Genomic DNA, 23,926 nt, shown 5'->3' with positions numbered 1-23,926 from the left:
GAGACGGCATACGCGCCGCCACCGAACTTGCCACCGGCGTGCAGGATCGTCAGCACGACCTCGACCGTCGACTTCGACGGGTCGGAGGAGTGCGGGTCGACCGGGATTCCGCGGCCGTTGTCGATGACGCGCACGCCGCCGTCTTCGAGCAGCGTCACGTGGATCGTGTCTGCGTAGCCGGCGAGAGCCTCATCGACCGAGTTGTCGACGATCTCGTAGACCAGGTGGTGCAGACCTCGCGGACCCGTGGAACCGATGTACATTCCGGGTCGCTTGCGCACCGCCTCGAGTCCCTCGAGGATCTGGATCGAGTCGGCGCCGTACTCGCCGGGCTGCTTGATCTTGGGGGAGATCGATGTGGACCTCGTCTCCGCTTCCGCGGGAGCCTGGGTCTCTGCGCCCTGTGAGGGGTCAGGGGTTTCCCCGGTGGTCGATTCCGTCTCGTCAGCAGGGAATTCAGGCGTCATCAGAGGGCATTCTCCACATCAATATCACGAACTCCCATTCTAGCGGTCTTTCGACTCGAAATCCCGCTGAACGGCCGTGTGTGGCCCTCTGAGCCTCTTGAACCCCCTGAACGGTGCCCTACCCGTAGGTATCGCGCGGGCCCCGTCCTGGAACGACTCTGGGACCCCATTTCCATGAGGGTACGTCCGGTCCGATGAAGCGGAGGTTCTCGACCCCCGCATCCGGATACCGTCGGCCGATCTCGGTGAGGATGGTCCCGCGCATGTACTGCAGGTTCTTCGCCCAGGCCGTCGAATCGCACTTCACGGTGAGCACTCCGCGTTCGAGCGAGACGGGTTCGGAGTGCTTCGCCGTGTCCGTGCCCGCAAGATCGGCCCATTGCCTGACCAGGTCTTCACGGGCAAGAGTCTTCTGCCACCCGGAGTCGCGGCTGAGCTTGTCGAGCACCGCTCCGAGGGGACCGGGGTCACGTCCGGGCGTGAAGGGGGCGTTGTCATCGTCGGTGACGATGCGCCGCTTGCGCTTCCACGTCTTAGAACTCGGTGCGAGACCGCGCAGACGCAGATACGTCGCGACCGTCTCGGGAGTCTCGGATGCCGGAACGGGTGCGGCGTCACTCATGCGGCACCTCCCTCTCGTCGCTGATGGTTCCGGCCGAGATCCTCACCACATGCGCGTGGAGCACCTCGGGGATATCCTCCTCCACGGCCGCGGTCACGACCACCTGCTCGTACCCTGCGGTCAGCGCGGCGAGGCGCTGACGGCGCTCGGCATCGAGTTCGGCGAACACGTCGTCGAGGATGAGCACGGGGTCGCCGGCGGGGGACTCGCTGCGCAGCAGCTCGGCCGAGGCGAGGCGCAGGGCGAGAGCAACCGACCACGATTCCCCATGCGACGCATAGCCCTTCACGGGCAGCCCGCGAACGCGGAGAACGAGATCGTCGCGATGGGGTCCGGTGAGGGTGAGCCCGCGGTCGAGCTCGTTCGACCGCTTGGCGAGCAGTGCGGCGTGGAACATCTCGGCGATGTCTCCCGAGGTCTCGGCCGGCGCGTCGACCCCCTCTTCGGGGTCTGCACCTCGCACCGAGAGCGCCCAGTCGAGCTGGGGACGATGGTCTTCGCCGGCGATCGCCGCATACGCCTCTGCTACCGGGGTCTGGAGGTCGGCCGCCAGGCGCTGTCGCGCGGTGATGATCTCTGCTCCGAGGGAGACCAGCTTGTCGTCCCACACATCGAGGGTGCTCAGGCCCTCGCCCTTGATGCCCCGCGCTCGGGCCGACTTGAGAAGGGCGTTGCGCTGCTTGAGCACACGGTCGTAGTCGGCGAGCACCGACGACATGCGAGGAGTGCGCTGTATGAGCAGCTGGTCGACGAAGCGACGCCGAGAAGACGGGTCGCCACGCACGATCTGCAGATCCTCCGGGGCGAACAGCACCACATGGGCATACCGGGGAAGCTCGTTGGTCTTCGACGGCGAGCCGTTGATGCGTGCCTTGTTCGAGCCCTGCTTGTTGAGCTGAACCTCGATCAGCACTTTGCGTTCGCCGTGCGAGAGGCGCGCGCGGATGATCGCGAAATCCTGACCTTCACGCACCATCGGCGCATCCGACGAGACCCTGTGAGAGCCGAGCGTGGCGAGGAAGACGACGGCCTCGGCGAGGTTGGTCTTGCCCTGACCGTTGCGGCCGACTAGGACGTTGGGCCCCTTGTGCAGTGCGAGATCCGCGGTCGCGTAGTTGCGGAAGTCGACCAGGCTCAGGTGTTCCACAATCACGCTGTCAGCCTACCTTCGGGGTCTGACACCGCTGTCGCCGCGCGGAGCGCGCCCGTCGCAGGATCAGCGGAGCAGCAGGTTGGGCTGCAGCAGGTACTTGAACGAGTCGAGTCCGGCCTGATCGACCGAGGTCTGGCTCGTGATCAGCACGGGGCTGAGCTTGTTCGCGTTGTCGCTCGAGGTGAACGTGACGCGCACGAACTCGCTCTTGACCGCTCCGAGTGCCTCGATGAGGTACTGCGGGTTGAGACCGAGAGTGACATCGTCGCCACCGTTCAGGATCGCGTCGACGGACTCCGATGCACGGGCGTGCTCACTGCCCGATGCGTCCATCGTGACGCTGTCGGACGTGAACGTGAAGCGCAGCGGAGCTGCGCGATCCAGCACGAGCGACACACGGCGCACCGCTTCGACCAGGTCGGCGGTGTTGACGACCGCGTAGTGCTCGGTCTGCTCGGGGAACAGACGACGGACAGGCGGGAAGTTGCCCTTGATCAGCAGCGAGGTGACGGTCTTGTTGCCCGCCGTGAAGGCGATGATCTCACGATCGCCGGCTCCGGAGAACGCGATCTGGATCGTCCCGGCGTGACCGAAGGTCTTTCCGACCTCGAGAAGCGTGCGTGCGGGAACCAGTGCGCTCGCCTCGACGGCTTCGCCATCCCACGGGACGTCCCTGAGCGAGACGCGGTAGCGGTCGGTGGCGACCAGGCTGAGCGTGTGCCCGGAGACTTCGAGCTGGACACCGGTGAGCACAGGGGTGACATCATCGCGTGATGCGGCGAAGCCGACCTGGGCGATCGCCGTTCCGAAGTCGTCGGCGGGAACCACACCGGACGAGCCGGACACCTCGGGGATCGAGGGATATTCCTCGACCGGCATGGCGGCCAGGGTGAATCGTGCGGAGCCGCAGGTGACCGTGATGCTGCCGTCGTCCTCGACGGCGATCTCGATCGGCGCGTTCGGAAGGCGGCTGGCGATGTCGGAGAGCAGTCGACCGTGGACGAGGATCGTGCCGGGAGTGTCGACCGTGGCTTCGATGGTGGTCCGAGCGGATGCTTCGTAGTCGAAAGCGGAGAGAGTCAGTCCGGATCCGTCTGCCTCGATCAGGACTCCGGCGAGGATCGGCTGCGGGTTGCGCTGCGGAAGGAGCTTGACGACGAAGGACACAGCCTCGCTGAAGACATCGCGGTTGACCTGAAACCTCACGGGTGCTCCCTTGTCGTCATTCTGAGACGGTTCGTCATCGGTCCTGCCTGTGCAGGGCTTCCCATGCTAGCCCCACAGTCGGGCGTATCCCTACGAGCGGCGCAAACCTCCGTCCCGTCGGACTTTCCCCACCGTCTGGTGATCGGATCGCCCTTGAATTGAATTAACTCCTTAACGGTGTTAACACCTGTGGATACTGTGGATAACTCGGTGGAAAGCAGACGCGAGTAAGGAACTACACGGTTGTCAGTTGTGGAAACCCTGAGGAATCCGCGGGTGGACACCTTCCCCTCGGTCCAACCGTCTCCCCTAGTTATCCACAGGTTCGGTGGTTTCACACACATCCGTCCCGATCTCGAGGCGAGTCATCCACAAGTTATCCACATGTGCAAACTGGCATCGATCGAGCCGGCCGTATGCCTCTCACACGCACAGAAAGGGGGTCGTAGCGTCCCAACGGAAGCCACGACCCCCTTTTCGAGGTGTCGTGAGGTCAGCGCCGACCGAGCTGCGTGGTGATCTCGGTCACCTGGTTGTAGATCGAACGACGCTCTTTCATGAGCTCACTGATCTTCTTGTAGGCGTACATGACCGTGGTGTGATCCCGGTTGCCGAACAGCTGCCCGATCTTCGGCAGTGACAGGCTCGTGCGTTCCCGACACAGGTACATGGCGATCTGACGCGACGTGGCGATCTGCTGCGACCTGCTCGAGCCATAGAGGTCGTCGACGGTCAGCTTGAAGTACTGCGCGGTGGCGGTGATGATGTCGGTCGGCGAGATGATGTTGTCTTCCGCCGTGTCGATGATGTCGCGCAGCACCGTCTGAGCGAGGGAGATGTCGAGAGCCGAGCGGTTCAGGCTGGCGAAGGCCGAGACCCGGATCAACGCGCCCTCGAGTTCGCGGATGTTCGACGACACCACCGTGGCGATGTACTCGAGTACCTCGTCGGGAATATGGAGGGCTTCGCTCTGCGCCTTCTTGCGCAGGATCGCGATCCTGGTCTCGAGGTCGGGAGCCTGGACGTCGGTGATCAGGCCCCACTCGAACCGGCTGCGCATGCGGTCCTCGAAGCCGGTCAGGTGCTTCGGGGCGACGTCGCTCGTGATCACGACCTGCTTGTTGTGGTCGTGGAGCGTGTTGAAGGTGTGGAAGAAGGCTTCCTGCGTCTCGGCGCGACCCTGGAGGAACTGGATGTCATCGATCAGGAGGATGTCGACATCGCGGTAGCGAGCCTGGAAGGCCGCGCCTCGGTTGTTCGCGATCGAGTTGATGAAGTCGTTCGTGAACTCCTCACTCGACACGTACCTGACCTTGACGCCGGCATAGAGCGACTGGGCGTAGTCTCCGATCGCGTGCAGCAGGTGGGTCTTGCCCAGGCCCGAGTCACCGTAGATGAAGAGCGGGTTGTATGCCTTGGCCGGCGCCTCGGCGACCGCGACTGCTGCGGCATGAGCGAACCTGTTGGACTGGCCGATGACGAAGTTGTCGAAGGTGTACTTGGGGTTGAGGCGTGATTCGTGACGCTGCTGCGTCGGCTGCTCCATCGGAGATTCGACGCGCGTCTGCTCCTGGCGGCCGTAATCCGCGACGGCGATGGGCGCCGTCGGCTGCTCGGCGAGCTCGTGGTTGACCACCACTCGGTAGGAGGTGACCTCGTCGCCGATGTGAGAGAGAGCCTCCATGATCGGAAGCCGCAGCCTCTTGTTGATCTGCGCCGCGGTGAGATCGTTGGGAACCTCGAGATAGAGCGTCGCCGTCATCACACCGGCCGGAACCGCGAGGCTGAGGAATCCCTGGAGCTGAGGGGTGACTCGGTCATCCGCTTCGAGGAGCTCCTGCACCGTGGTCCAGATCGGAACGTCGGGCTGGGCAGGTGATGACATGACGCTCCGTGCTGAGGGGCGACGGGCCGTCGGGATGACGCGGCTCGCCTGTGGATAACTTCGGATGCCACGGTAGTCACCACGGCTGTGAACGGCAACCTGCCCTGAGAAATCCGCGCGCGTGTTGCGCATACGTGCACGGGGCAGGTTGTGGATAATAGCTGTGCGGATCCTGTCAGGGTCCGTGCCGAAGCGCGCAGATTTGCTCTGTGGGCCGCCAGGACGTACCCTTAATCGGTTGACTTATGCCTGAATGGCAGATCCCTATGTCTCCGGTCAAAATGATCCCGGTGGCAGCATTCCCGGAGTGATTTCATGAGCAAGCGCACCTTCCAGCCCAACAACCGTCGTCGCGCCAAGAAGCACGGCTTCCGTCTTCGCATGCGCACGCGCGCCGGTCGTTCGATCCTCTCGGCCCGTCGCGCGAAGGGCCGCACCGAGCTCTCCGCGTAAATCGCTGTGCTCGCCCGCCCGTTTCGTGTGACCCGCGGGAGCGACTATCGCCTGGTCGTTCGACGCGGATCCCGTTGTGGCGGAGCCAAAGTCGTCACATCGATGCTGACGACGGGGGAGAGCAGAGCCGCGAGGTTCGGATTCATCATCAGCAAGCAGGTGGGCACCGCAGTGGTGCGCAACACCGTTCGTCGGCGACTCAAAGCCGTGTGTGCGGATGCGCTGTCGCGGGTCCCCGAGGGCACGGATGTCGTCATCCGTGCCCTTCCTGCATCCGCGACAGCCACCTATGCAGAGCTGAGCGCCGATGTGAACCGCTGCCTCGACCGCCTCGGGCAGGGTCGAGCATGACCGCCCTTCCGGCATCATCGATCGGCAGCGCTCATCTGCAGACCGGGGACGTGCTGCGCAGCATCCCGCTGATTCCGAGGAATCTCGTTCTGGGGTTCCTCACCGGGTATCGCAAGGTGATCTCCCCCATGTACGGAGATGTCTGCGCCTATTACCCATCCTGTTCCGCTTACGCTGTAGGTGCGGTGCAACAGCACGGCGCGGTGAAGGGAGCGATGCTCTCGGCATGGCGCATCCTTCGTTGCAATCCCTGGAGCCACGGCGGCGTCGACGACGTCCGTCCGCACCAACACTTCCGTTATGACCTGACCGCTCGCGGTTTCGTCGTCCCTGCCCGAAAGGATTGATCGGTGGGTCTTGACCTTCTGCTCGCCAGCGCAACACCGTCACCGGAGCCTGCCTCCGGCGGCTTCGATCTGATCGGAACCATTCTCTGGCCCCTCAAGTGGGTCGTCGAGCTCGTCCTCGTCGCCTGGCACTGGCTTCTGACCGCCGTCGGTCTGCCGGCAGCATCCGGTCTGACCTGGGTGCTCTCGATCGTCGGCCTCGTGATCGTGGTGCGCGCTGCCCTGATCCCGCTCTTCGTGAAGCAGATCAAGAGCCAGCGAAAGATGATGGAAATCGCTCCTGAACTGCGAAAAGTTCAGGAGAAGTACCGGGGCAAGAAGGATCAGCTGTCTCGTGAGGCGATGAGCCGCGAGACCATGGGCCTCTATAAGAAGCACGGCACGACGCCGATGTCGAGCTGTCTGCCGCTCCTCGTGCAGATGCCGATCTTCTTCTCTCTGTTCAGTGTGCTGAGCGATGTCTCGAAGCACCACAATCAGGGTGTCGGCGGCGTGGGCCTGCTGAATGCAGAGCTCACCGAGCAGTTCTACAACGCGGAGCTCTTCGGGGTCGCGTCTCTTCACGAGACGCTCGGCAACGCAGTGGACGCCGGCAACACCACCGCGATCATCATCCTGGTCACGCTCGTCGTGCTCATGATCGCGTCGCAGTTCTTCACGCAGCTGCAGATCATCTCGAAGAACCTGTCGCCCGAGGCCAAGACCGGCCAGGCGTACCAGATGCAGAAGATCATGCTCTACGTGCTGCCGCTCGGCTTCATCTTCTCGGGCATCTTCTTCCCGCTCGGCGTCGTCGTGTACTGGTTCATCTCGAACCTGTGGACCATGGGTCAGCAGTTCCTGGTCATCCGCGAGATGCCGACTCCTGGTTCTGAAGCTGCGAAGGCGCGGGAAGAGCGACTCGCCCGCAAGGGCAAGGCGATCGATTCCTCGGGCAAGGTCGTTCCCATGGCCGCCTATGAAGCAGAGCAGCAGCGGCTGCTCGAAGAGGCGGAGCGCGCCAAGGCGCAGACTCCGAAGCGCCAGCAGCCCGTGGGCAAGAAGCGTGCCAAGAAGAAGGGGAGCGGTTCATGACCGACAACATGACCGAGACCGTGGAGCCTACGGTCGCCGAGCTCGAGAACGAGGGCGACGTCGCCGCTGACTACCTCGAAGAGCTGCTCGACATCGCTGACATCGACGGTGACCTCAACCTCGATGTCCGCCAGGGCCGCGCCTACGTGTCGGTCGAGGCTGAGGGAGATGGACTGGCTCTGCTGTCGGCACCCGACACGGTGCAGGCTCTTCAGGAACTGACCCGCCTGGCTGTTCAGAACAAGACCGGTTCGTTCTCGCGACTGATCCTCGATGTCGGCGGGTCCCGCGACGCCCGCCGTCGCCAGCTCGAGACGCTGGTGGATGCGGCGGCCGCGAAGCTCGATGATGGAGCGACTCAGGCATCGTTGCCCGCGATGTCCAGCTATGAGCGCAAGCTCGTGCACGATATTGCTGCTGATCAGGGACTTGTTTCCGAGTCGTACGGCGAGGGTGCCGACCGCCACACGGTTCTGCGGCGTCGTTGACGTTTCACGTGGAACATCTGATCGGGACGCTGTCGTGAGTGACGTCGAGGTCGAGCCCTCCGTCGCGCCCGAGCTTTTCGGAGACCGGATCGAGCTGGCACGCCGGTTCGCAGCAGCCCTGACTGAGCATGGGGAAGAGAGGGGTCTGATCGGCCCCCTCGAGCTTCCGCGTCTGTGGACCAGGCACATTCTGAACAGCGTCATCGCTGCTCCTCTGTTCCACGGATCGGTTGCGGATATCGGCTCCGGTGCGGGACTGCCTGGAATCGTGCTCGCGATCGCCCGCCCTGACGTGGAGTGGACGCTCATCGAACCGATGGAGCGTCGCACCACGTGGCTGAACGAGCAGGTGGCGGAGTTGAGCCTGGACAACGTCAAGGTCGTGCGCGCACGTGCTGAGGACGTGCCTCGTCCGGCGGGGTTCGATGTCGTCACCGCGCGCGCGGTTAGCGCGCTCAAGACGCTCATCCCGCTCACCGCTCCTCTCGTTCGTGATGGGGGAGAGCTCCTGCTGCTCAAGGGGATGAACGCCGACAACGAGATCGAAGCGGCGCAGAAGCAGATCAAGAAGTTCCGCCTCTCAGACGTCCGTGTCGAAGTCCTCGGAGCGGGAGTTCTCGCTGAGAGCACCCGCGTCGTTCGGGCTCGGGTTCGGTAGACAAAGCCGCGCGCTGCAGCTCCTAAGGGATCTTGGCCAGACGCGCCGGGAATCGTCGGAATACAGGGTCCGCCTTTTCGGAGGTGGCACCCACTCCAGCGCCGGGTGGTCCGGCTGAGATGGACGGTTCGGAACTATGGCGGGCGTTTGACCCCCACGTCCATGTCGGCGGGCGATAGGTCTACGACATCTCCTGCGGTTCTGACGCTCTGCGTGAAGTCTTCTCTGGTGGCGCCCTGCCGCGGCATCGCAGACGAACTCTCGCGGCAACTGAGGTCACACGCCTGGTTCCAGGAAGAACGGTGCCCGCGCTTCACCGGCCGGCGCTCGTGCATCGTTACGTCAGCGTCCGCGGGAGGTCGATGCCGAGGAGGTGCAAGGAGCCCTCGGAGATCCTGCGCGCCGTGAGTGGCGCTGATCTGGGGCGATGGGGAGTGCACGAGGGACTTCGGCTGGTGTGGCGAGTGTTTTTGATGTTTCACGTGAAACACACACCGGAGTCGATGCTCTTCGAGCGGGAGCGGGAGCGGGAGCGGGAGCGGGAGCGGGAGCGGGAGCGGGAGCGCCAGCGGGTGCAGGAGCGGGAACGGGCGTGGGCTGCGCCGGCGAACCCGCTCGTTCACCCTGATCTTCGCCGTGGGACAGTGAAGGTGAGTCATAGTGGCAGCGTGGATCGTTCACGCGTCGGTACGTCCAAGGAGTGTTTCACGTGAAACACTCCTTGTTTATGCCGCTGTTGTTTGCTCTTAGGCGTCGCGGGGTACTTCGCGAACTTCACTCGCCGGCCTGCGCGAGCCGAGTCGCAATGGACACAGGTGTTGAACCGGTGTCGCGGTCGAATGCGACTTCTGGTGGTGAGTATGGGAGGAGACCGAGGTCACTGCCGGGTCGGCCCGTTCGAGGGTTTGGTGTATCGGCATGGTGTTTCACGTGAAACGCTTCTGACGAGGGAGCAGTGGTCCGCTCATAGGGCTCGACACCCGCCGTGAGCGTCACTATCCGCTCCGGCAGTCCGGGGGGGTAGGTAGTTCGGCATCATGTTTCACGTGAAACACTTCTGGTGAAGGAGCTGTGGTTTGCTCATAGGGTTCGACGCCCGCCGCGAGCGTCACGCCCCCTGTCCGGCCTGAGCCGGGTCAGCGAAGTCGCCCGGCATTGAGCCTGCTCGCCGAGATCTCATGGAAGGTGGGCGGGCATGCGTCATGTGCGCGTCCCTGGAGTAGATCCTTCTCAGTGGGAGGTGCCTATCCAGCCCGGTTGACACTGGTGACAATGCTCTGTCGACCAGACCGCGCCGGAGGGGACCGGACCGATCCGAGTAGCCAGGGCGCGCGGGGCGCTATCCCGTTGTGTCTTGAGCTGCGCTTTCAATAGGGGATCCTTTGAGCATGTTTCACGTGAAACGCACCTCTCTGCCCCTCGGGGGAGAGACCCTCGTCCGGAGTGACTCGTTCGTCCAGCGTCAGTGGAGTCGGCGAAATACCTGAACGTAGTGTCGCGATTCGAGATCTGGTCGTGCCGCGGACACGCCTTCGCGACCTTCCAATCAGCCCGGCTGCCTACGTGCATAGTGGCTGTTCGTAGCCGCGATAACGGTGCTCGTGGCGTGAGGAGTCGAACCACGACAGGTGGCGGTGAGGTGTGACCACATCTAACACGCACCATCTGGGTATGGGACGGGTGTTTCACGTGAAACGTCATTGTGAGAAGCGTCGTCTACCCCAGAAGGCTCGAGTGCGCCCGCACCAGTCGGCGCGTACAGCCATGAGATGGCGATAACAGTGGCAGCCGAGAGGGTTCGTACCTCTTAGCGATGCCGCGGTGCGTTGCGGCATCGTCTCCTCACCAGAGGAACATGGAGGAGTCCTTTGGAGCGTGCTTCCACACACCCAGCGGAACCGCAGGGTCGTGTTGGGAGTGTCACACGTCCGTTGTGTCCTATGGCGAACGAGCCGTAGGCGCGAGATTGGGGTCTAGACCTGATTGGGGGGGAGGGGCTGCACAGAGGATGATCATCAAGGGCGTTTCACGTGAAACATCGCGCTCACGTGAAGCAGCTGTCTCACGTGGAACACCGTGGTCGCGTGACTCTCATATACGTGACTCGAGCGGTCCGATCAGATTCTGAGTGCGACTGGGACTATGGGCCGCGGGAGTTCGAGCCCCACAGGAGGCCACCTCTTGGGGTTACGTGAAGTGCAGGCGACCCGTTTTAATCGCGGGATGTGCGATCCCACGACGGTGGGTGGTCGGGCTTTCCGGCCTTGGTGGCTGACCCAAGCGCGGGGAAGTGGGGATACGCGCTGGGTAGGAGGCCGTTCCTATTCCGAAGACTCACTTCACGCGTTTGGGGCCAACACACGCTGTGGCAACAGAGGGTAGGTGAGCGATTTGCGAGGCTCTTCAGGACGGCCGAACTACGGAGAGCTCTCGCGCGTAGACCGTGAGCGGCGCGGCCACATCAGGAAAAGGGGTCTCTGACCCAACTACCCCGATGACCGGAGACCGAGTCAGTGCGACGGTGCCCGAGAGCGCCGGAGTCACCCGGCGCATCGATCGTGGAGGAGCCGAACGGAACGCAGGGACCGTCGCGACGATAGGGGTCGACGATAGGGGTCACAGTGAGTCGCGCGATCCGTAGAGGGGCAAGCCAGCCGATGTGCCGTCAGCATGGGTACAGTCGGGTGGCACTGACGCGGAGAGCCAATGTTCCACGTGAAACATCGGTATCGTGAGCACATGGTTCGCTTGCTCATCACTGGTATGTCGGGTGTCGGCAAGTCGAGCGTACTCCGCGAGTTGGAGGAGCGGGGCTACCCCGTGGTCGATACGGACTACGGCCACTGGACCACCGAGGCGGGGCTGTGGGACGACGTTCTCATGGGTGCTCTGTTGGGGGAGAGTACCGAAGTGGTCGTGTCCGGCACCGTCGAGAATCAAGGCGACTTCTACGACCGCTTCGATCACGTGGTTCTGTTGTCGGCGCCCATCGCGGTACTTCTCGACAGGGTACGGCGACGCACCACGAACCCCTACGGCTCGACCGCAGCTGAGCAGGAAGAGATCACGTCGAATCAGGCGTCGGTTGAACCACGGCTCCGTGCGACGGCGACGGTGGAGATCGACGCTACGCAATCCCTCGAATATGTGGTCGATCGGATCGAAGAGCTCTTGCGCGGCGCTGACCGTTCCACGTGAAACACACCGACTTCGTTCGCTCGCGAGGATGCACGCGCGAGAACGATGGCAGAGGCCGACAAGGCTCCGCGGCGCCGACAGGGATGACCCAGCCGTTGTCCCATAGCTGTGCGCAGGCTGCCGGCAGCGCAGCGGATGCGCAGTTCAGGAGGTGATTCGGCTGATCTCCACCGGTATGAGCGCGCATCACAACGATGGTGAGGATGAGCCCAGCCCGCACATCGCGTGCCGCACGGGATGATGCGTTCCTGCTGTTCGACCACTTCGCGTGTGAGGCCCACGATGCAGAGGGCGAGGGCTGGTCGCAGTCGGCGATGCTCCAGCGGACGACGACGCAGCCGTGATCCCCCGCCGGCGTGTGTGCAGCCCAGGACGGGAGACGAGACGCCACGCCAAGGCAACACACACAGAGCGTGATCCATCTTCCGTGCCACCATCGTGCACACCATGCGAGGGAGTCGATGATGACGAAGGCGCGGGGACCGCAATCGCGCACATCCACCGGGAGTGAAGGTGCGGGATCAGCTCGTGCTCCGATCCCGCGCACGACGGAGCGCCTCTGAGCCCTACCCATGCTTCGCCCCCAGAACCTGAGCGCGCAGCGGGGCGTGTGCGCCGCGAGACTCGCTGCTCCCGGGCGAGTTGACCCGGAGAGACTCTCGGAAATCGCCACCGATCCCGCCGCCAGCGCCAGCTCCGACGCAGCAACGTCCCCCGCAGCGATTAGAGTGGGGGACGGCCCCGAAAGGAGTGGATGTTTCACGTGAAACAGCCCGAAAAGGCATCACCGAAGGACTCTTTCGGGATGGATACGCCGCTCGCGCGGGAACTCGCCGACCTCTCCGCTCGACGCCGTGCGCTCGAGACGGTGAACATCGATTTCACCGGAGACACTCGCATCCTCACGGTCTCGAACCAGAAGGGCGGTGTCGGCAAGACCACGAGCGCCGTCAACGTCGCTTCGGCACTGGCGGGTCTTGGCGCCAAGGTCCTGGTGATCGACCTCGACCCACAGGGCAACGCATCGACCGCTCTCGGTGTGCCGCACAACGCCGATACCCCGAGTGTGTACGACGTTCTGATCGACGACGTCCCGCTCGCCGACATCGTGCAGCAGAGCCCGGAAGACGAGAACCTCTTCTGCGCTCCGAGCACCATCCACCTCGCCGGGGCTGAGATCGAGCTCGTGGCTCAGGTCGCGCGTGAGCATCGCCTGCGACGAGCGCTCGACGCTTATCTCGTCGACAGCCCGATGGATTTCGTCATCATCGACTGCCCTCCTTCTCTGGGTCTGCTCACGATCAACGCCTTCACGGCGGCGAGTGAGGTCTTCATCCCGATCCAGTGCGAGTACTACGCACTCGAGGGGCTGAGCCAGCTTCTCGGCAGCATCCAGATGATCCAGAAGCACCTGAATCCTGGGCTTCATCTCTCCACGATCCTGCTGACGATGTTCGACGGCCGCACGCGGCTGGCGCAGCAGGTCGCTGACGAGGTCCGCACACACTTCCCCGATCAGGTGCTCGACACCGTCATCCCGCGCTCGGTGCGGGTGTCGGAGGCACCGAGTTTCGGTCAGACCGTGATCGCCTACGATGGGCAATCCGCCGGCGCCGTCGCGTATCGCGAGGCCGCTGTCGAGATCGCGTCGCGGACGGCGACGCAGAGCAAGGAGAAATGATGGCGAAGCGCACTGGACTGGGTCGGGGCATCGGTGCTCTCATTCCCACAGCAGATCAGTCCGAGCGTCCCGTGGATGTGTTCTTCCCCGGTGCCAACCTGCGTCCGGCGACGGATCAGACCAGCGACCAGCCTGCCGCTGAAGCCGACCTCGAGGTCGTGCCCGGCATCCACCTGATTCAGGTCGACCCGCAGAAGATCGTGCCGAACCCGCGCCAGCCGCGTACGCACTTCAATGCGGAGGATCTCGCGGAGCTCGTGCACAGCGTGCGCGAGTTCGGCGTGCTGCAGCCGGTCGTGGTGCGCAAGAACAGTGACGGCGAGTACGAGCTGATCATGGGGGAGCGGCGCACCCGCGCTGCCCGTGAAGCCGGCCTGGAGAAGATCCCCGCCATCGTCCGCGAGACCGCCGACGAAGATCTCCTGCGCGACGCACTGCTCGAGAACCTGCACCGCTCCGAGCTGAACCCACTCGAAGAGGCCTCGGCCTACCAGCAGCTGCTCGAGGACTTCGGCATCACCCAGGAGGAGCTGGCTACTCGGATCGGCCGATCGCGCCCGCAGATCAGCAACACGATCCGCCTGCTCAAGCTGCCCATGCCCGTGCAGCAGCGCGTGGCCGCAGGTGTGCTGACCGCAGGACACGCTCGCGCGATCCTCAGCCTGGAGACGCCGGAGGCGATGCAGCGGCTTGCTGACAAGGTCGTGAACGAAGACCTGTCGGTACGAGCCACCGAGGTCGCCGCGAAGACCGAGCCGGCGAGTCCTGGTCGCACCGCGAAGCCGACCCCCGGCGCTCGCCGAGCCTATCTCGATGAGGTCGCCGGCACCCTCGGGGATCGCCTCAACACCCGGGTCAAGGTCTCGCTGGGTGCACGAAAAGGCCAGGTCATCATCGATTTCGCTTCGATCCAGGACCTGAACCGGATCCTCAGCGAACTCGGCGAATCGGGGTATGGCCCGGCGTGATGCCGCGCCGCAGCCACTGACCGGTCGTAGACTCTCGACATCGCGATGACGAGAGGGATGCCATGTCCAAAGCGCTGAATCCGGAAGGCGTCAGGCGACGCGTCATCGCGGTGAGTATCGCCGCAGCTCTCGGAGGGTTCCTCTTCGGTTTCGACACTGCGGTGATCAACGGCGCCGTCGATGCCCTCGCGGGCGATGTCTCGGGCTTCGACCTCGGGGTCGGGCTCAAGGGCTTCGCCGTCTCGTCGGCTCTGATCGGCTGCGCGGTGGGAGCGTGGTTCGCAGGCCCCATCGCGAACAAACGGGGGCGCATCCCCGTCATGGTCGTCGCCGCGGCGATGTTCTTCATCTCGGCGATCGGATCCGGACTCGCCTTCAGCGTCGTCGACCTGATCATCTGGCGGGTGATCGGGGGACTCGGCGTCGGTGCGGCATCCGTCATCGCCCCTGCATACATCGCTGAGGTCTCACCTGCCGCGATTCGAGGACGACTGGGGTCTTTGCAGCAGCTCGCCATCGTCACGGGTATCTTCGCTGCGCTCCTGTCGGACGCCCTGCTCGCGAACATCGCAGGGGCAGCGGACCAGCCCCTGTGGGGGCTCACGGCATGGCGCTGGATGTTCATGGTGGCGGCGATCCCCGCGCTGGTCTACGGGCTGGTGTCTCTGCGGCTTCCAGAGTCACCGAGGTATCTCGTGCGCAAGGGCGACATGACACGTGCCGCAGAGGTGCTTGAGACCGTCACAGGCGCCGTCGACGTCGACGCGAAGATCAAGGAGATCACCAGCACGATCGACACGGAGCGTAAGGAGTCACTGCGCGACCTCCGCGGCAGCCGTCTCGGGCTCAAGCCGATCGTCTGGGTCGGCATCCTGCTGTCGGTGTTCCAGCAGTTCGTCGGCATCAACGTCATCTTCTACTACTCGACGACGCTGTGGCAGTCGGTCGGATTCGACGAGTCGAGCGCTCTGCTGACCTCGGTCATCACGTCGGTGACGAACATCGTGGTGACGATCATCGCGATCCTGCTCGTCGACAAGGTGGGGCGCCGCATCATGCTCCTGGTCGGTTCGGTGGGCATGACAGTGACCCTCGGGCTCATGGCTCTGGCCTTCTCGTTCGGCACGCTCGACGCCGAAGGCGCGGCGACGCTTCCCGATCCATGGGCGACAGTGGCCCTGATCTGCGCCAACGGCTTCGTGGTGTTCTTCGGAGCCACCTGGGGTCCGCTCGTGTGGGTTCTTCTGGGCGAGATCTTCCCGAACTCGATCCGTGCCGGTGCCCTTGCGGTCGCTGCGGCCGCGCAGTGGGCGGCCAACTTCTTCATCTCGACGACGTTCCCGATCTTCGCCGACATCGGCCTCACGTTCGCGTACGGCTTCTACGCGTTCTTCGCTCTGCTGTCGTTCTTCTTCGTGTACTTCAAGGTGCCGGAGACCAAAGGCAAAGAGCTCGAGGAGATGACCGACGAGCTGACGGTGGAGCGCCGGGGCACGCGCAAGGCGACGTAGGCTGGAAGCATGACAGAGTCCGTTCCGCGCCGCGCCAGCCTCGAAGTGCTGAGAGCAGAAGCGTCGGACGAACTCGCCGTGCTGATCCAGGAGAGGCTTCTGAGCGGAGAAGACCCCTGGGAGTTCATGGAGGAGCTGCCGAGCGTCGACGAGCTCGTCGTCTACCTGCTGCGCGCCGACAACATCACGGCGAACGACGGCGTGCGCCCGAACGCCGCCCGGCACTACCGTGTGCTTCGCCAGATCGCGCTGGAGTACCCGGAGCTCACTCCGGCGGTCTGGGGCCTTCTCGACGAGAAGCAGCGCCACCGCCGCTGGGATCCCTCGGTCGCCGACGCCTCCTGAGGGCCGCGGAATCGTGCCTCGGATGCTTGTCGGCTACGACCCCACCTGGCCGGAGCAGTTCGAGAGGATCGCACGGCAGATCCGCGCTCTCGGGGATGCCGACTGGACGATCGAGCACATCGGTTCGACGGCGATCCCGGGGATGCGGGCGAAGCCCATCATCGATGTGGCCGTCAGGATCAGGGACCTCGACGACTTCGAGATCCACAGCCAGGCTCTGCATGCCGGTGGCTGGCGGCGGGGCAGCGCCGTGCGCTCGCATCCGGTGATGATCCTCGAAGCCGACGGCATCCGCAGTGCGATCGCGCACTTCTTCGTCGAGGGGGAGTGGGATGCCGTGCATCAGCGGCTGCTCAGGGACTGGCTGCGGTCGCATCCCGACGATGCCGACCGTTACTCCCACGCCAAGTGCGACGCGGTGGCCGCCGCCGCACGCGGTGCGTCGACTTACAACGCCGCGAAGACTCCCGTGATCCAGGAGATCGTCGACCGAGCGCGCGCAGCCCGAGGACTGCCCTCGGTGCCGGTCTACGACAAGTAGGCGGCACGAAGAAAGGGCCGCCACTCCCGGAGGAGTGACGGCCCGTGTCTACGCGGGATCAGCCGATGAACGCGGCGAGATCCTGCTCGAGGGCCGGCTTCGGCTTGGCGCCGATGATGGTCGTCTTGACCTCACCGCCCTGGAACACCTTCATCGCGGGGATCGAGGTGATCTGGTACTTCATCGCCAGCTGCGGGTTCTCGTCCACGTTCAGCTTGAGGATGGTGATCTTGTCGGGGTTGTCGGCCTGGATCTGGTCCAGCACCGGCGCGACCATGCGACAGGGTCCGCACCACTCGGCCCAGAAGTCCACGAGGACGGGACCTTCGGCCTGCAGAACGTCCTGCTCCCAGGTCGCCTGGCTCGTAGCCTTTGCACTCATCAGAGTTCTCCTTGTTCGAGGTTCGCCTGCTACAACAGCAGACGAGGTGAAACTGTTCCCTGCCGCTCAGGCGGTGATGATCTCGGCGGCCTCCGCAGCCGGGAACTCGACCGAGGCGTCTTCGAGATCGGCCAGGAAGTGCTCGGCGTCGAGGGCCGCGACCGTTCCCGAGCCCGCGGCCGTGATGGCCTGGCGGTAGGTGGGGTCGATGACGTCACCGGCGGCGAAGACACCGGGAACCGACGTGACCGACGAGCGGCCGTCGACCCAGATGGTGCCCTCTGCGGTCAGCTCGAGCTTGTCGTGCACGAGGTGCGTGCGCGGGTCGTTGCCGATCGCGATGAACAGACCGTCGAGGGCGAGATCGCTGAGCGTGCCGTCGACCGTGTTGCGCAGCTGCACGCCCGAGACGGAGTCGCCACCGAGGATCTCGGCGACCTCGCTGTTCCACACGAACTCGATCTTCTCGTTCGCGAACGCGCGCTCCTGCATGATCTTCGACGCACGCAGGGAGTCCTTGCGGTGGATGACGTAGACCTTCTCGGCGAAGCGGGTGAGGAACGTGGCCTCTTCCATCGCCGAGTCGCCGCCGCCGACGACAGCGATCGTCTTCTCGCGGAAGAAGAAGCCGTCGCACGTGGCGCACCACGAGACGCCGTAGCCCGAGAGACGCTCTTCGCCCTCGATGCCGAGCTTGCGGTAGGCCGAGCCGGTCGCGTAGATCAGCGCCTGGGCCTCGTGCACGGTGCCACTGCCCAGCGTGACCTTCTTGACGGGGCCGGCGAGGTCGAGCTCGGTGACGTCGTCGTAGACGACCTCGGTGCCGAACTTCTCAGCCTGCTCCTGGAACTTGGCCATGAGCTCGGGTCCCTGGATCCCCTCGGGGAAGCCGGGGTAGTTCTCGACCTCGGTGGTGTTCATCAGCTCTCCGCCGACCTCGACCGTGCTCGCGATGAGCAGCGGCTTGAGGTTCGCGCGCGCCGCGTAGATGGCGGCGGTGAATCCGGCGGGACCCGAACCGATGATGATGACCTGACGCATGTGCTCTCCGTCGTAGATGCTGAGACGCCGAAAGACGTTCGACTGCTTCAACCAATGGTAGCCGCGCGACATTCCCACGCGAGGAGCGGTCAGCGACCTGGCAGGAACCGCCGCAGCATGGAGCCCGCGACCTTGAGCTCGGGGGCACGCAGCAGGGCCAGGATGCCGATGTAGACCGCCACGACGGCGATGCCGATGATGCAGGTGCCCAGGGCACCGAAGAGCTGACTCCGGAGTGTCCAGCCGTCGTCACCGCCCATGAGGAGGAACACGCCCCAGCCGGCGGCTCCCGCCGGGATCGCCGCGAGAGCGAACCGGCCGATGGACAGCATCCACGACGCGATCTGCAGCCCGCCGATCTTGCGGTGCAGCAACCAGATCGCGAGCAGCGTCTGCGCCGTGCTCGCGATGGACTGGCCGAGGGCGACTGCTGCGGCGAGCAGGCTCGCGGGGAGAACATCGGCGGTGTAGAGGAATGACGCGAGTAGGGCCGTGCCGACGACGAGCGTGCACTGGAAGATCGTGAACCAGAAAGGCGTACGGGTGTCGTCGTAGGCGTAGAACGTCCGCTGCACGATGAACAGGATCGTCAGGGGCAGCAGTCCGATGAGGTACGCGATCAGCACCGGGGCTGCCTGGAACGTCTCGTCTATGGAACGCGTGAACACCCGGGATGCGGGAAGAGCGGCCGCTGCGACCGCGGCGATCGCGGCGATGATGAAGAACACCAGGGTGCGGATGCTGCGGCTGATGTCGGCACGCACCTCGTCGTCCCGACCGGCCGCCGCATGCTCGCTGATCTGAGTGAAGTACGGGGTGCCGATCGAGAGCACGATCACGGAGTACGGGAGCATGAAGACGAGCCATGCGTTCGCCATCACCGTGGTCGAAGCGTCGGTGCCCGACACCGTCGTAGCGATGCTGGTCTGGAAGAACCCCGCCGCGATGCCGGCGAGAGCCATCAGCAGGGTCCACCCGGCCAGTCGTCCCACAGTGCCGAGGCCCGCGCCTCGCCAGCGGAAGTCCGGGCGGAGCGAGAGGCCGGTGCGCCGCCAGAAGACGAGCAGAACCAGCGCCTGCAGCATGATGCCCAGGGTGGCCGTGCCTCCGAGCATCGCGGTCATCTCGGGCGTCCAGGCGGCGGCTCTCGTAGGCACGTTGCCGAACAGGGCACCGAGCGCCAGGAAGCCGGCGATCGACACGACGTTGTTGATGACGGGCGCCCACGTGAACGGGCCGAAGATGCGACGCGCATTGAGTGTCTCGCCGAGGAGCGCATAGATGCCGTAGAAGAGGATCTGTGGGAGACACCAATACGCGAGCGCCGTCGCCAGTGCGCGCAGCTCCTGCTGCTTGTCGGACGTCGCGAGGGCGACGAGTCCGGGGGCGGCGATCATCGCGATCGCCGTACAGACGAGGAGCACCACCACGCCCAGCGTGAACATCTTCGAGATGAAGGCGCCGCCGCCATCGGGCTTTGCGGTGGCCTTGACGATCTGAGGCACGATGACAGCCGTCAGCACGCCGACGGAGATCAGTTGAAAGACGCTGTTGGGGAGCTGATTCGCCACCGTGAAGGCGTCGGCAGCCTGAGAGATGGATCCGAGTACTCCGACGAGCACGATGCTTCGGAGGAGGCCCGTCACCCGAGAGACCATGGTGCCGGCCGCGATGACGGCGCTGGCGCGCCCGAGACTACTCATTCATCTCCTCGACGGCATCGGACTCGGATGTCGTCTCCTGTTCGTTCTCAGCGACGGCCTCGCGGCGCCGACGTCGGACGGTGCGGATGATGCCGAGACCGAGAAGCAGCACGATGAGGCCGCCGAAGACTCCGAGACCGATCGCCTCCCATTCGGCCCGCACCGAGACGCGGACGCTCTCCGGCTGACTGATGGGCACGCCGGTGGGGCTCGAGAGCGACAGCGTCAGGGTGACCTCGCCGCTACCGACACGGGCCGATACGGGGACCTTGACCCTCGTGGTGGTTCCGGGCTGGATCGTCCACGGCGTCACCGACTGCACGTCGAGACGCGGGTCGCTCGGCTTGACGCTGAGCTGGATGTTCACCGGCCACGGCAGATCGTTGCGCACCGAGAACGGCAGGTCGGCGTTGGCGGAGAGCAGCTGGATGGTGCTTGCCGGAGGGATGTCGACGGCGTTCAGGGTCTCTGTCGTCGCGATGTTCACGTCGGAGACGGCGTCGTCGAATCCCTTCTCCGTGAGGCCGACCGCAGTCGCCCGCATGATCTGGATGCGCTTGGGGCTCAGCAGCAGCTGACTGTCGTCGAGGATCGTGGAGAAATCGCCGAGCACGATCTCGCTCTCGAGCATCCGCTGCAGAGCCGTCGCACGAGCCTGATCGGGATCGGTCGAGAGCGTCGCCGGAGTCTCCGGGACTGCCAGCACCTCGGCGAGACCGAATCCGAGGGAGTCGACCGACGCGACGGCCTCTCTGAGCGCCTCGGCCGTGCGCGTCTCGTCGCGGTCGAGTCCGATCAGGAGCGGTGCGGTCGGGTTCGACTGGCCCGTCATGGAGATGTGGGCGCTCGCCTCGGCGAGCCACTGCTGACGCGCGGCGGTGTCGTCTTCCCCTGCGGCCTGCGACAGGGCATCGGATGCTGCAGCCGAGGTGACCAGCACGCTGCGCCCATCCACACCGGCGTGCGCACCGACGGCGCCTTCGATGGCCGACGACGACAGGACCGTGACCGCGCCGTCGCTCATATACGTCGAGAAGACGTCGAGGTCGGCGGCGGACACATCGCTGCGCGGCCACAGGATTCCCGGGGTCGTTCCCTCGATGGCGGTGAGTCCGGCATCATCGGGCAGCACAGGGCCATCGGTGGGCGGCGACGTCGGTTCGTCACTCGGTGTCGGCGCCGGCGTCGGCGCAGTGCCTTCTGACGGCACAGCGCCCTCTGTCGGTACCGAGGCCGGAGTCGGCTCAGCAGTCGCGGTGGGGGTGGGGGTGGGAGTCTCGTCTGCGGGCTCGGTGAAGTTGCTCGGGTTGAGGAACGGCGCGAGCGTCGTGGGCTGCAGGAGCGTGGGAAGGCCAGCCTGAGCCTGCGTGGTGACGTCGGCATCGGCGAACTGCAGAGCGAAGCGCTCGTTGGGCAATGCGTCGAGAAGGCGCAGCCACTCGCGGGCGCTCTGCGGCGCGGAGGAGCCGAGCACCCGGATGGCGGCAGGAATCGCCGGGTCGATCGCCAGGATCGCCGAGGTTCCGCGAACTCCTTCGACGGCCGCGGTGAGTGCGCCGTCGGGGGCGGTGAGGGCACTGAGTTCGTCTGCGGTCAGGAGGGCACCGTTGTCGGGCGTGGCCGTGATCGGCACCATCACGGCGATGGGAGGGTTCGCGGCGGCGGTCACGACGAGCACCGTTGTCGACGTCACCGATCGCGCATCGTCCTGAGCATCGGTCTGTGCTCCGCTGAGGGTCGCTCGCAACGGGTAGACGCCGGGGGCGAGGTCGCCCAGAACCTCGGGCGGCAGGAAGAGGCTCGAGGTCACGGATCCCTCGGCGTCGACGGGCGCAGTCGTCTCAGAGCCGAGCTGTTCGAAGCCGCCCGTGGCGTCTGCCTCGTCGAGCCATGTCGAGACGGCGGCCTCGTCGGTGAGGGGGGTGCGGTTGAGCTCCACGGTGACGCGACCGGACGAGAGCTCGGTCCGGGAGTCGTTCTGCACGGTGATCGAGGCCGTCGTCGCGGCCCCAGGAGCGACCGTGCCGCGGACACCGGCAGAGACGAGCAGATCGATCGACGAGCCCTCGGACTCGGCATCGGTGGCGGCGAACGCGCTGCCGGCCCCCGCGCCGGCCAGGCCGAGAACGATCGCCGAGATGACGGATCCGCGTGCCAGGCGGTGCAGGCGCGTGCGGAGGCCGTTCTCGGGGGTGGTCGCGGTCATGAAGGTCTTCCTCGAACGCCGGGGATCCCAGGCTGCTCGTGAGTGCTGACCTTGTGATTCTAGGCGGCTGGCTGAATGAGAACCCTGAAGACGCGTAGAGTGACGGCCGTGTCCGACACCCTCGCCCCCACGCCCGATCCGCTCCGCAGCACCGCGCTCGCCGCGGATCTCGACGACGCGGATCTGCGTTCGGAGCCTCTTCGCCGACTGTGGGGAGAAGAGGAGGACGACGCGCTGGCCAGAGGCATGCGTGAGCCGATCCTGCGCTCGATCGCCGGTGACGGCGGTGTGCTCGCCACGCTCGGCAGGCTGCTGGTGCTCGGAATGCCGCAGCCGCTCGCCGCGGTGACCGCGGCTCTGCCGAGACTCGGCGCCGACGGCCTCGCCGCTCTCGGTCTCGCACGCATCGAGGGGAGCGACGTGGTTCCCACCTCGCTTCTGCGGCCGCAGTCGTTCGTCGACTCGGATGGGTTCGGTGAATGGTGGATCGCCAGCGATCTGGATGAGGTGGCGCTCGACGGCGCGCTTCCGGCGGATCACGTTCTCGGCGTCGGCGGAGCCTCGCGCACCCTCGCCGAGATCATCATGCCGATCGAGGTCGACCGCGCTCTCGATCTGGGCACAGGGTGCGGCATCCAGGCACTTCTGGTCGCTCGCCACGCAGGCTCGGTCGTGGCCACCGACATCTCGGCGCGTGCCCTCGCCTATGCCGAGTTGAACGCCCAGCTGAACGGCGTCACGAACATCGAGTTCCGCCTGGGCAGCATGTTCGACCCGGTGGAGGGGGAGGCGTTCGACCTGATCGTCTCGAACCCGCCCTTCGTGATCACCCCGCGCGCAGAGGGCGTGCCCGAATACGAGTACCGCGACGGAGGTCTCGTCGGCGACGCCCTCGTCGAGCAGTTCCTGCGCGCGGTTCCGTCCTTCCTGACTCCTGGGGGTGTGGCGCAGCTGCTCGGCAACTGGGAGTCACGCGGGGGTCAGGTGGCGTTGACCGGGCGTTCCGGTCTCGACCGCCTCTCTTCCTGGGTTCCCGGCGACCTCGACCTGTGGGTGATCCAGCGTGAAGAGCTCTCGCCGCTCGGATACGCAGAACTGTGGATCAGGGATGGGGGCACGACGCCGCGGGATGCCGCGTTCACTCCGCTCCTCACGGCGTGGCTCGACGACTTCACCGCCCGAGGCGTCACCGCGGTCGGATTCGGCTACATCCTGGTGCGCAGACCGGCCGCCGACGGTGTCCCGCTGCGCCGTCTCGAGCGCGTGACGCAACCCGTCTCGAATGTGGGCGCCGCACTGCGCGCGGGCCTCGCCGCACACGATGTGCTCGCGACCGGACTGCCCGCCACGCTGCTCGTCGCTCCCGACGTCACCGAGGCACGCCATCTGCTCCCCGGCAACGACGACCCGAGCATCATCGAACTCCGACAGGGCGGGGGATTCGCCCGCACGATCACGGTCGATCCCGCGCTCGCCGGTTTCGTCGGAGCGTGCGACGGCGACCTCACCGTCGTGCAGATCGTCTCGGCCCTCGCCGACCTGTTCGAGGTGCCGCTGGTCGAGCTGTGGGCCGACCTCGAACCCCGCATTCGGCAGCTCGTGCTCGACGGCCTGCTGGTTCCGGGGGAGTGATGACGGAATACCGC

22 protein-coding genes and 1 pseudogene are annotated in these 23,926 nt (G+C 65.3%); 14 read left to right on the top strand and 9 right to left on the bottom strand.

What is annotated here, in order from left to right; all coding sequences use genetic code 11:
• The 5 genes and pseudogenes from RU09_RS14410 to dnaA form a co-directional block, all read right to left on the bottom strand.
• A partial coding sequence (locus RU09_RS14410; RefSeq protein WP_042541560.1) for an ATP-binding protein occupies positions 1–467 on the bottom strand: 467 nt, incomplete at its 3' end.
• Between the two features lie 118 nt (positions 468–585).
• Positions 586–1,089 (bottom strand): DUF721 domain-containing protein, encoded by a 504-nt coding sequence (locus RU09_RS14405; RefSeq protein ID WP_042541559.1) that lies wholly within the window; start codon positions 1,087–1,089, stop codon positions 586–588.
• Positions 1,082–2,242, bottom strand: a complete 1,161-nt coding sequence (gene recF / locus RU09_RS14400; RefSeq protein WP_042541558.1) for a DNA replication/repair protein RecF — start codon at positions 2,240–2,242, stop codon at positions 1,082–1,084. Before recF ends, RU09_RS14405 begins: the two co-directional genes overlap by 8 nt.
• A 63-nt stretch (positions 2,243–2,305) precedes the next feature.
• Positions 2,306–3,448 (bottom strand): DNA polymerase III subunit beta, encoded by a 1,143-nt coding sequence (dnaN, locus tag RU09_RS14395; protein ID WP_042541557.1) that lies wholly within the window; start codon positions 3,446–3,448, stop codon positions 2,306–2,308.
• Between the two features lie 493 nt (positions 3,449–3,941).
• Positions 3,942–5,270: pseudogene (dnaA, locus tag RU09_RS14390) on the bottom strand (chromosomal replication initiator protein DnaA); the annotation flags it as partial.
• 378 nt (positions 5,271–5,648) lie between these two features.
• Between dnaA and rpmH the strand changes: the two are divergent.
• The 13 genes from rpmH (at position 5,649) to RU09_RS14325 (ending at position 16,948) form a co-directional block, all read left to right on the top strand.
• The gene (gene rpmH, locus RU09_RS14385; protein ID WP_042541555.1) at positions 5,649–5,786 is read left to right on the top strand and encodes a 50S ribosomal protein L34; all 138 of its coding nucleotides are present in this window, start codon (positions 5,649–5,651) and stop codon (positions 5,784–5,786) included.
• A 6-nt stretch (positions 5,787–5,792) separates the two neighbouring features.
• Complete coding sequence (gene rnpA, locus RU09_RS14380; RefSeq protein ID WP_079113846.1) at positions 5,793–6,137, top strand: ribonuclease P protein component; 345 nt, start codon at positions 5,793–5,795, stop codon at positions 6,135–6,137.
• Positions 6,134–6,484: a membrane protein insertion efficiency factor YidD gene (gene yidD, locus RU09_RS14375; protein WP_042541553.1), complete on the top strand. Its 351-nt coding sequence runs from the start codon at positions 6,134–6,136 to the stop codon at positions 6,482–6,484. The genes rnpA and yidD overlap by 4 nt, the downstream gene beginning before the upstream one ends.
• A gap of 3 nt (positions 6,485–6,487) precedes the next feature.
• Positions 6,488–7,558, top strand: coding sequence for a membrane protein insertase YidC (gene yidC / locus RU09_RS14370; protein ID WP_042541552.1), 1,071 nt, complete (start codon positions 6,488–6,490; stop codon positions 7,556–7,558).
• Positions 7,555–8,046: a Jag family protein gene (locus RU09_RS14365; RefSeq protein WP_042541551.1), complete on the top strand. Its 492-nt coding sequence runs from the start codon at positions 7,555–7,557 to the stop codon at positions 8,044–8,046. Before yidC ends, RU09_RS14365 begins: the two co-directional genes overlap by 4 nt.
• 34 nt (positions 8,047–8,080) lie before the next feature.
• Positions 8,081–8,704 (top strand): 16S rRNA (guanine(527)-N(7))-methyltransferase RsmG, encoded by a 624-nt coding sequence (rsmG, locus tag RU09_RS14360; protein WP_042541550.1) that lies wholly within the window; start codon positions 8,081–8,083, stop codon positions 8,702–8,704.
• A 2,739-nt stretch (positions 8,705–11,443) separates the two neighbouring features.
• A complete protein-coding gene (locus tag RU09_RS14350; RefSeq protein WP_042541571.1) occupies positions 11,444–11,902 on the top strand; it encodes a dephospho-CoA kinase in 459 nt (152 codons plus the stop codon).
• Positions 11,903–12,105: 203 nt separating this feature from the next.
• Positions 12,106–12,246, top strand: a complete 141-nt coding sequence (locus tag RU09_RS18585) for a hypothetical protein (RefSeq protein ID WP_156145942.1) — start codon at positions 12,106–12,108, stop codon at positions 12,244–12,246.
• A 461-nt stretch (positions 12,247–12,707) separates the two neighbouring features.
• Entirely contained in the window at positions 12,708–13,583 is an 876-nt protein-coding gene (locus RU09_RS14345) for a ParA family protein (protein WP_153302272.1), read from the top strand.
• Complete coding sequence (locus RU09_RS14340; protein WP_079113844.1) at positions 13,583–14,551, top strand: ParB/RepB/Spo0J family partition protein; 969 nt, start codon at positions 13,583–13,585, stop codon at positions 14,549–14,551. Before RU09_RS14345 ends, RU09_RS14340 begins: the two co-directional genes overlap by 1 nt.
• Before the next feature lie 62 nt (positions 14,552–14,613).
• On the top strand, positions 14,614–16,062 hold the full coding sequence (locus tag RU09_RS14335; protein ID WP_042541546.1) for a sugar porter family MFS transporter: 1,449 nt from the start codon (positions 14,614–14,616) through the stop codon (positions 16,060–16,062).
• A gap of 9 nt (positions 16,063–16,071) precedes the next feature.
• On the top strand, positions 16,072–16,407 hold the full coding sequence (locus tag RU09_RS14330) for a hypothetical protein (RefSeq protein ID WP_042541545.1): 336 nt from the start codon (positions 16,072–16,074) through the stop codon (positions 16,405–16,407).
• 22 nt (positions 16,408–16,429) lie between these two features.
• Entirely contained in the window at positions 16,430–16,948 is a 519-nt protein-coding gene (locus tag RU09_RS14325; protein ID WP_042541544.1) for a GrpB family protein, read from the top strand.
• A 58-nt stretch (positions 16,949–17,006) separates the two neighbouring features.
• Here the strand turns inward: RU09_RS14325 and trxA are convergent, their stop codons facing one another.
• The 4 genes from trxA to RU09_RS14305 form a co-directional block, all read right to left on the bottom strand.
• A complete protein-coding gene (gene trxA / locus RU09_RS14320; protein ID WP_042541543.1) occupies positions 17,007–17,330 on the bottom strand; it encodes a thioredoxin in 324 nt (107 codons plus the stop codon).
• A 66-nt stretch (positions 17,331–17,396) separates the two neighbouring features.
• Positions 17,397–18,371: a thioredoxin-disulfide reductase gene (gene trxB, locus RU09_RS14315; RefSeq protein WP_042541570.1), complete on the bottom strand. Its 975-nt coding sequence runs from the start codon at positions 18,369–18,371 to the stop codon at positions 17,397–17,399.
• Positions 18,372–18,460: 89 nt separating this feature from the next.
• The gene (gene murJ, locus RU09_RS14310; RefSeq protein WP_042541542.1) at positions 18,461–20,074 is read right to left on the bottom strand and encodes a murein biosynthesis integral membrane protein MurJ; all 1,614 of its coding nucleotides are present in this window, start codon (positions 20,072–20,074) and stop codon (positions 18,461–18,463) included.
• Positions 20,067–22,280, bottom strand: coding sequence for a DUF6049 family protein (locus tag RU09_RS14305; protein WP_052492992.1), 2,214 nt, complete (start codon positions 22,278–22,280; stop codon positions 20,067–20,069). Before RU09_RS14305 ends, murJ begins: the two co-directional genes overlap by 8 nt.
• Positions 22,281–22,355: 75 nt before the next feature.
• Between RU09_RS14305 and RU09_RS14300 the strand changes: the two genes are divergently transcribed.
• Positions 22,356–23,912, top strand: a complete 1,557-nt coding sequence (locus tag RU09_RS14300; protein WP_082041143.1) for a DUF7059 domain-containing protein — start codon at positions 22,356–22,358, stop codon at positions 23,910–23,912.
• Positions 23,913–23,926 lie beyond the last annotated feature (14 nt).

Origin of the sequence: Microbacterium sp. MEJ108Y (genome assembly GCF_000834175.1) — a bacterium.
Classification (GTDB): domain Bacteria; phylum Actinomycetota; class Actinomycetes; order Actinomycetales; family Microbacteriaceae; genus Microbacterium; species Microbacterium forte.
Note: the sequence above shows the minus strand (reverse complement) of the source record. Positions and strands in the feature narration are given on the sequence as shown.